This is a genomic window from Castellaniella sp., from assembly GCF_049650445.1.
Classification (GTDB): Bacteria; Pseudomonadota; Gammaproteobacteria; order Burkholderiales; family Burkholderiaceae_B; genus Castellaniella.
This window is the reverse complement of sequence record NZ_JBASAD010000003.1, coordinates 84,373-91,248: the sequence shown is the minus strand read 5'-3', so window position 1 is coordinate 91,248 and position 6,876 is coordinate 84,373. Positions and strand designations below refer to the sequence as shown.

Below are 6,876 nucleotides of genomic sequence, written 5' to 3'. Positions count from 1 at the left end.
TTGTTTGGCGATTTTGGGCATGTCGGGTCTTTAATTGGGCCATCCTTGGGTATGTGAGTTTTAACATACCCAAACAGACACCCAAAAACATGGGATTGTCTGACCCGCTCTGATTCAACCAGACATGAAAAAACCCGCAAGAACATAATGTTCATGCGGGTTTCCGGTACTTTCTGGGCTGTTCTGGAACAGCCTGATTTTTAACTGTGGTGCCGTCGGCGAGACTCGAACTCGCACAGCTTTCGCCACTACCCCCTCAAGATAGCGTGTCTACCAATTCCACCACGACGGCGTTTTGCCTTGCGACAAAGACGGGCATTCTAGCACGAAAACACAGGGGTCCTGGCTGACGAGGGGCACGCCAAGACCCGCGGAAAGACCGTCTTATTTCTTGTCGGCCGGGGCCGGGGCGGTCGGAGCCGGAGCGGCCGGCACCGAAGCATCACCCGCCGACGGGGCCGACGGCACAGCGGCGCCCGTGGACGGAGCAGCAGGCACGGACGGGACGGCATTGCCGCCACTCACGTTGGGCACGGCAGAACCGGCAGGAGCGGCTTCCTTGGCCGGGGCCGTGAAGCCTTGCATGATGCCGGACTCGATGGGCAAGCCGGCGGGATGGTGGGCCACCCAGGCCAGGCCACCGGTGGTGACGAAGAAGATGATGGCCGCCCACTTGGTGGCGCGCGACAGGAAGTTGGCCGCACCGGCGGAACCGAACACGCTGCCGGCCGAGCCGCTGCCGAAGGCGGCGCCCATATCGGCGCCCTTGCCCTGCTGCAGCAGGACCAGCACGATGACCAGAAGCGAAGAGATGACCTGCAGGGTCAGCAGGATCGAGGAAAGCCATTGCATGATGATAGGACTCCGGACCTTATGGTGTTCTCGGATCAGGCGACCGCGGCCGCGATGTTGAGGAATTCTTCGGCGACAAGCGACGCGCCACCCACCAGGGCGCCGTCGATGTCGGGTTGGGCGAACAGGGATGCCGCATTGGCGGCCTTGACGCTGCCGCCGTAGAGGATACGGGTCTGTCCGGCGCCGTGCCGCACCAGAGCGGCGCGGATGAAGGCGTGCACGGCCTGGGCCTGTTCGGGCGTGGCAGTGCGGCCGGTGCCGATGGCCCAGACGGGTTCATAGGCGATGACCAGACGCGCCAGGGCCTCGGCGCCCAGCGCCAGAACCGGATCGAGCTGCTCGTCGATGACGTGCTCGACCTGACCGGCGTCCCGGTCGGCCAGGGTCTCACCGACGCAGACGACCGGGGTCACCCCCGCAGCCAGGGCGGATGCGGCCTTGGCAGCCACCAGCGCGCTGGATTCACCGTGCAGGGCCCGGCGTTCCGAGTGCCCGCACAGCGCCCAGGCGCAACCGAAGTCGGCCAGCATGGCCGGAGCGACTTCACCGGTGTAGGCACCCTGGGGATGGACGCTGACGTCCTGGCCACCCCAGGAAATCGGCGTGCCCGCCAGCGCATCCCGCACCTGTGCCAGGTAAGGAAACGGCACGCACACAGCCAACTGGGTCTCACCCGCCCGCGCCGCGTCGGCGGCCAGGCCGTCCAGCAACGCGGCATTGGCCGCGAGGCTGCCGTGCATCTTCCAATTGCCCATGACGAGGCGCTTGCGAGTGTGGCTCATGAATATCGTCGATCCAGTCAAACCGGGATGATTGCAGCATCGACCCGCTGTTCCATGGAAAAAGCGGGCCGGCCCTGCAAAGAGTAACCCTGAATTGTAGCGTGTTTGCGCTTGCCGCGTGCCACGCATGCTCAGGTATAGTTGCTGAAAGCATCCATCACCGACAGGAGAATCGCATGCCGGTTCATACCACCGCCTGGAATCCGTCGCTCAAATTCCTGCACTGGGCCTTGTTCGTCGTCATCGCCGCGGCGGTGACCTGTGTGCTCATCGCCAGCGGCTACGAGCGCGGCGATCCCGCCAAGGGCCAATTCATGTTCTTTCACAAGAGCTTCGGGGTGACGGCCCTGGTCTTGATGATCGTCTGGGTGATCACCCGCCTGAACACCGGCCGACCGCCACCCATCGGGCAGGCATGGCAATCACGCCTGGCGACAGCAGTCCACTGGGCCATGGTCGTCCTGGTCCTCGCCCTACCGATCGCCGGCCTGCTGATGTCGCAATTCGCGCAACAGTCGGTCAGCGTGTTCGGCCTGTTTTCCATCCCGATATGGCTGGCCGAGGACAAGGCGGCCGCCAAGGCCATCCACACGATTCACGCGGGATATGCAGGGCCGCTTCTGATCGCCCTGGTCACGCTGCACATCATCGGCGCCCTATGGCACCATTTCATCGATCACGATGACACCTTAACCCGGATGCGTCCCGGAAAAGGCCGCTGACGCAGCAAGACGCAGGGGCGGCTGCAAAACCGCCACCTCTCTCTCGGCAGTCTCGATCGGGGCCTGGACCTGGGCCTGATCCAGCGTAAACGTGGCGACCAGTTGAGCCAGGGTATCGGCCTGCTCCTGCAGGCTGGTGGCGGCGGCGGCCGATTCCTCGACCAGGCTGGCGTTCTGACGGGTGACATCGTCCATCTGCGTGATGGCCGCGTTGATTTCCTCGATGCCGGTGGTCTGTTCGCGGCTGGCCGCGCTGATCTCGCCCATGATGTCGGTGACGCGGTTGATGCCGTCGACGATGTCCTGCATCGTGGCCCCGGCGCGCGAGGCCTGCTCGTTGCCCTTGGTGGCGGACGCCACGGAGGTGTCGATCAGATCCTTGATTTCCCGGGCGGCACCGGCCGAACGCTGGGCCAGCGCGCGCACTTCGGCGGCCACCACGGCGAAGCCGCGACCTTGTTCGCCGGCACGGGCGGCCTCGACCGCGGCATTCAGGGCCAGGATGTTGGTCTGGAAGGCGATGGAATCGATGACGCCGATGATGTCGGCGACCTGCTGGGACTTGGTGTTGATCTCGCCCATGGTGGAGACCAGTTCGGCGACGATGCTGCCGCCGTCGGTGGCGGTCTTGGCGGCCGCCGCGGCCAGGGTGTTGGCCTGCTGGGCGTTGTCGGCGTTCTGGCGCACGGTGGCGGTGATTTCTTCCATCGTGGCGGCGGTCTCGGCCAGGGAGCTGGCCTGTTGTTCGGTGCGCGAGGACAGGTCCAGGTTGCCGGCGCTGATCTGCGCCGAGGCCGAGGCGATTGCGTCCGAACCGCCGCGCACTTCGCTCAGGGCACCACGCAGATTGCGGGTCATGGTGGCCAGGGCGCTGAGCAACTGACCGATTTCGTTGTTCGAGTCTACGCGGATCTCGTGGCTGAGGTCTCGCTGCGCGATGGTTTGCGCAGCGTCGACCGCGCGCCGCAGCGGCCCCGTGATGGCGCGCATGACGCGCCAGGCGAACAGCGGCCCCAGGATCAAGGCCAGGATCGTGGCCAGCACCAGAATGCGTTCGCTCAGCGCGGCCTGGTTTGCGGATTGCCGCTGGGCCAGGTCGATCTGCTCCTGCTGGTAGGTATTGAGCGCCTCGATGCTGGCGAGGTAGGTCCGGTTGATCTCCGGCAGGCGTTCCCGGACGATGTCGTTGGCGACCATGGCCTGGTGATCGTCCAGCGCCTTGTAGATCGTATTGAGGGTGTCCAGGTAGCTGGCGCGCTGCTCCATGATGTGCTGGAAGAGGCGGCGGGACTCGGGCACGGTGAACAGGACGTCCGCCTGCCGGGTGTAGTCGCTGATTTTGTTCGTCGCGTCGCTGATTCCTTCCTTGAAATACTCGATCATTTCCGGATCGGAGACCAGGGCGTAGGCCATGACCTGGTTGGCGCGGACGTCAACGGCCCGGGTCCACCGGTCCATCAACTGGCCGGCCTGGCGGCGCTGGCCGATTTCTTCGGTGATCGACTGGGCGTTGTTGGCGTTCCAGATGCCGATCAGCGCCAGGGTCAGCGCCAGGAGCAGGATGAAGCCGAAAGCCGCGGCAAGCCGCGTACTGATCTTGATGTTTTTCATGAGGGGTCGGCGACGTGCGCCTTTCACAGGAAGAATGCCCTCTATATTAGGGAAAACCCTGGAATTTTGATCGACCCAGCAGCGGGCAATAAGGCCCCCAGTATTCCGTTTATCAATGTATAACCCCTTGTTCCATGTGGGAATTGCATGGAACAAGGGACCCTGCGGCGGCGGGGAAGGAATGGCGCGGATCAGACGGCCGTCAGCCGGAAGACCCCGGTATCCATGCGGGACACGCCGCGCGCGGCGAACTTGGATTCCTGGGCCAGGATGTCGCGGGTCTCAAGCCGTTCGATGCGCCAGTGGTCATCGTAGAGCGCCTGGACTTCGGACTCCGGCACGGAGAATGGCGGCCCGTCCATTTCCGCCTGTGGATAGTCCAGGGTCAGCAGCAACGCGCGGCAGCCGTCGGGTAGTTGTCCGTAGACGTGGCGCGCATACCGTGCGCGCAGTTCCGGCGGCAGGGCGATGAGGGCGGCACGGTCGTAGCAGCCTGCACAACTTGCCAGCGTTGCCGCGTCCAGGCCGAAGATGTCGCCGCACAGGAACTGGATCGACCCGGCACGGTACAGCGTGCCCTGGGGGGTGGATTGGATCTCGGGCTGAAGGGCGTGTTCTTCGAAGAACTGCTGGACGGCGATGGGAGACAGTTCCACCGCCAGCACGGCGTGGCCCTGCTCTGCCAGCCAGATGACGTCCAGGGTCTTGCCGGCCAGCGGCACCAGCACCCGGCTGCCGGACGGCAGTCCGAGCCCGGGCCAGTGTTTCTGCAGCAGGGGCATGACGCGGGACTGATGAAAGCCGGTCTGTCCTTGTTCCCAGCGTTGCAGCCAGAAATCCGTATCCATGTGTGTCTCTATGCGGGAGGGTGGGATGCGCGTGCCGGACGGTGCGGCATCCGGTATCGGCGGCGGCTGGTGGCATGATGACACAGGACTGTACATCGGGAAACTTGAAACCCCCCGTCTCCGCCGCGATGATGAGGTGGTTGATCACGCGACGCAGGAGTACAGGATGAATCAATTGATGAAAGGCTTTCTCGCGGCTTCCGTCATCGCGCTGGGCTTGACGGGCCCTTTGACGGTCGCCCGGACGGCAAGCGCACAGTCGGCGGCCTACGAGGCCGTGGACAAGCCGACAGACGAGCAACTGCAGCGTTACGCCGTCGCCGTGCGCAAGGTCAGCGCTGTGGCGGCGGAATACCAGCCCAAGCTGGAGTCTGCCCAGGACGAGCCCGCCAAGCAGGCGGTGCGTGTCGAGGCTGATCAGAAAATGGTGGATCAGGTCGAGGCGGGTGGCATGAGCGTCGCCGAATACAACGGCATCAGCCGCGCCGTGCGCGAGAGTCCCGAATTGCGCCAGAAAGTCGAGCGCATGGTCGGTCAATAGCGGTGTTCATGGCGGCGGCCATTCGGGGCCGCTGCCTTTTCAGCTTTTCTCGGACCAGAGCACGCCGCCCGTGGCCCAGCGGTCCTTGCTGATTTCCGTCAGGATGATGTCCACCGAGTCCGGCTGGCAGCCCAGGACTTCACAGGTGCGTTCGGTCAGCGCGCGGACGAGTTCGCGCTTCTTTTCGGGGGTACGGCCTTCGAACAACTCAATGTGCATGGTCGGCATGGCGTGGCTCCTGTGGGGTTGAGGAGAAGGGAGCCTAGCATATCCCGGGGGCCTCTCGCGCCCGTCCGCCTGATCGGCCGGTGACCCAAGCCCCTGCTGGCGGCATTGGTATTTACCCTAGATATGTTGTAAATATATTTATTGGATATTAGACTGAGGGCAGCGCATATGCTGTCCAAGCGGCGCCGACTCCAATACTTCAAGGGGGAGACCATGAAGAAGATTTTCCGCACTCTGGCCGTCGTTGCGGCCTTCTCGATGTGCTCGGTGGGTGCCGCGACGGCGGCCGACGTGACCTGGCGTGTGCCGACCTCGGTGCCCGAAGGCTCGCCTTTCTATCAGAACTTTCTGGAGCGCTTTGCCTCCAACGTCAAGACCATCACCTCCGGCCGGGTCGAGATCCAGCCCTTTGGCGCCGGTGTCATCGTGCCCGCCCTGAAAGTGTTCGACGCGGTGCGTGACGGCGTGGTCGAGGCCGGCCATTCCACCTCCAGCTATCTGGTCAATCAGGACCCGGAAAACGCCATTTTCTCGGGCTTCCCGGGTGGCATGGGGCCGGATGCCTACAAAGCCTGGCTGTATCAGGGCGGTGGCCAGGAAAAGCTGCAGGCGATGCGCGCGAAACAAGGCCTGAAGACCATGATCGTCGGCATTGGTTCGTCCGAAATCCTGGCGCACGCCAACAAGCCCATCCGCAGCGCGGAAGACCTGAAGGGCCTGAAATACCGTACCTCCGGCCCCTGGGCCGAAGTAATGCGCGATTATTTCGGCGCCGTGCCGACCGTGGTGCCGCCGGGCGAGACCTACACGCTGCTGCAGCGCAAGGGCGTGGACGCCGTGGAATGGGCTCCGCCGTCGGCCAACATGCCGGAAGGCTTCCACCAGGCGGCCAAGTACATCGTCGTTCCGGGCGTGCACCAGCCGACCTTCATGTGGGAAGTGGTCGTCAAGCAGGACACCTGGGACAAGGTGCCGGCGGATCTGAAGCCGCTGATCGAAGCCGCTGCCCAGTTGACCACCGAGCAGAGCCTGGATTTCTTCTATGACGCCGACATGAAAGCGATGGAAAAGTACCGTTCCGGCCGCAACGAGATCATCACGCTCAGCCCCGAGTTCGTGAAGCAACTGTCCGATGCGGGCTACGACTGGATGCACAAGACGGCCAACGCACAGAAGGCCGCCGGCAAGCCGGAAATGGCCGAGGTGCTGGCCGACTATGAGGCCTACCACAAGCGCTGGAAGGCGGAAAGCAACTACCTGATGCGCGACTGATCCACGATCGCACTTAG

General features: G+C 63.9%; 7 protein-coding genes, 1 tRNA gene and 1 pseudogene. 3 read left to right on the top strand and 6 right to left on the bottom strand.

The annotated features are described in order from the left end of the window. Positions 1-207: 207 nt before the first annotated feature. From WA983_RS01145 to tpiA, 3 genes are all read right to left on the bottom strand, one after another. Positions 208-292, bottom strand: a tRNA-Leu gene (locus WA983_RS01145). Between the two features lie 92 nt (positions 293-384). Continuing rightward, entirely contained in the window at positions 385-852 is a 468-nt protein-coding gene (gene secG, locus WA983_RS01140) for a preprotein translocase subunit SecG (RefSeq protein ID WP_424250937.1), read from the bottom strand. Positions 853-887: 35 nt separating this feature from the next. Then, positions 888-1,637, bottom strand: a complete 750-nt coding sequence (gene tpiA, locus WA983_RS01135) for a triose-phosphate isomerase (protein WP_424250935.1) — start codon at positions 1,635-1,637, stop codon at positions 888-890. Positions 1,638-1,813: 176 nt separating this feature from the next. Between tpiA and WA983_RS01130 the strand changes: the two genes are divergently transcribed. Continuing rightward, positions 1,814-2,359 (top strand): cytochrome b, encoded by a 546-nt coding sequence (locus WA983_RS01130; RefSeq protein WP_424250934.1) that lies wholly within the window; start codon positions 1,814-1,816, stop codon positions 2,357-2,359. Here the strand turns inward: WA983_RS01130 and WA983_RS01125 are convergent. Both WA983_RS01125 and WA983_RS01120 read right to left on the bottom strand, forming a co-directional pair. Next, positions 2,327-3,970: a methyl-accepting chemotaxis protein gene (locus WA983_RS01125; RefSeq protein ID WP_424311499.1), complete on the bottom strand. Its 1,644-nt coding sequence runs from the start codon at positions 3,968-3,970 to the stop codon at positions 2,327-2,329. The genes WA983_RS01130 and WA983_RS01125 overlap by 33 nt on opposite strands. A 191-nt stretch (positions 3,971-4,161) precedes the next feature. Further along, complete coding sequence (locus WA983_RS01120; RefSeq protein ID WP_424249588.1) at positions 4,162-4,818, bottom strand: thiopurine S-methyltransferase; 657 nt, start codon at positions 4,816-4,818, stop codon at positions 4,162-4,164. A gap of 166 nt (positions 4,819-4,984) precedes the next feature. Between WA983_RS01120 and WA983_RS01115 the strand changes: the two genes are divergently transcribed. Further along, on the top strand, positions 4,985-5,359 hold the full coding sequence (locus WA983_RS01115; protein WP_424249586.1) for a DUF4168 domain-containing protein: 375 nt from the start codon (positions 4,985-4,987) through the stop codon (positions 5,357-5,359). Between the two features lie 39 nt (positions 5,360-5,398). Here WA983_RS01115 and WA983_RS01110 read toward each other — a convergent pair. Then, a pseudogene (locus tag WA983_RS01110) lies at positions 5,399-5,590 on the bottom strand (4-oxalocrotonate tautomerase); the annotation flags it as partial. Between the two features lie 210 nt (positions 5,591-5,800). Here WA983_RS01110 and dctP point away from each other — a divergent pair. Further along, positions 5,801-6,859 carry a TRAP transporter substrate-binding protein DctP gene (gene dctP / locus WA983_RS01105; RefSeq protein ID WP_424249584.1) on the top strand — a complete coding sequence of 353 codons (1,059 nt, stop codon included), beginning with the start codon at positions 5,801-5,803 and terminating at the stop codon, positions 6,857-6,859. Positions 6,860-6,876 lie beyond the last annotated feature (17 nt).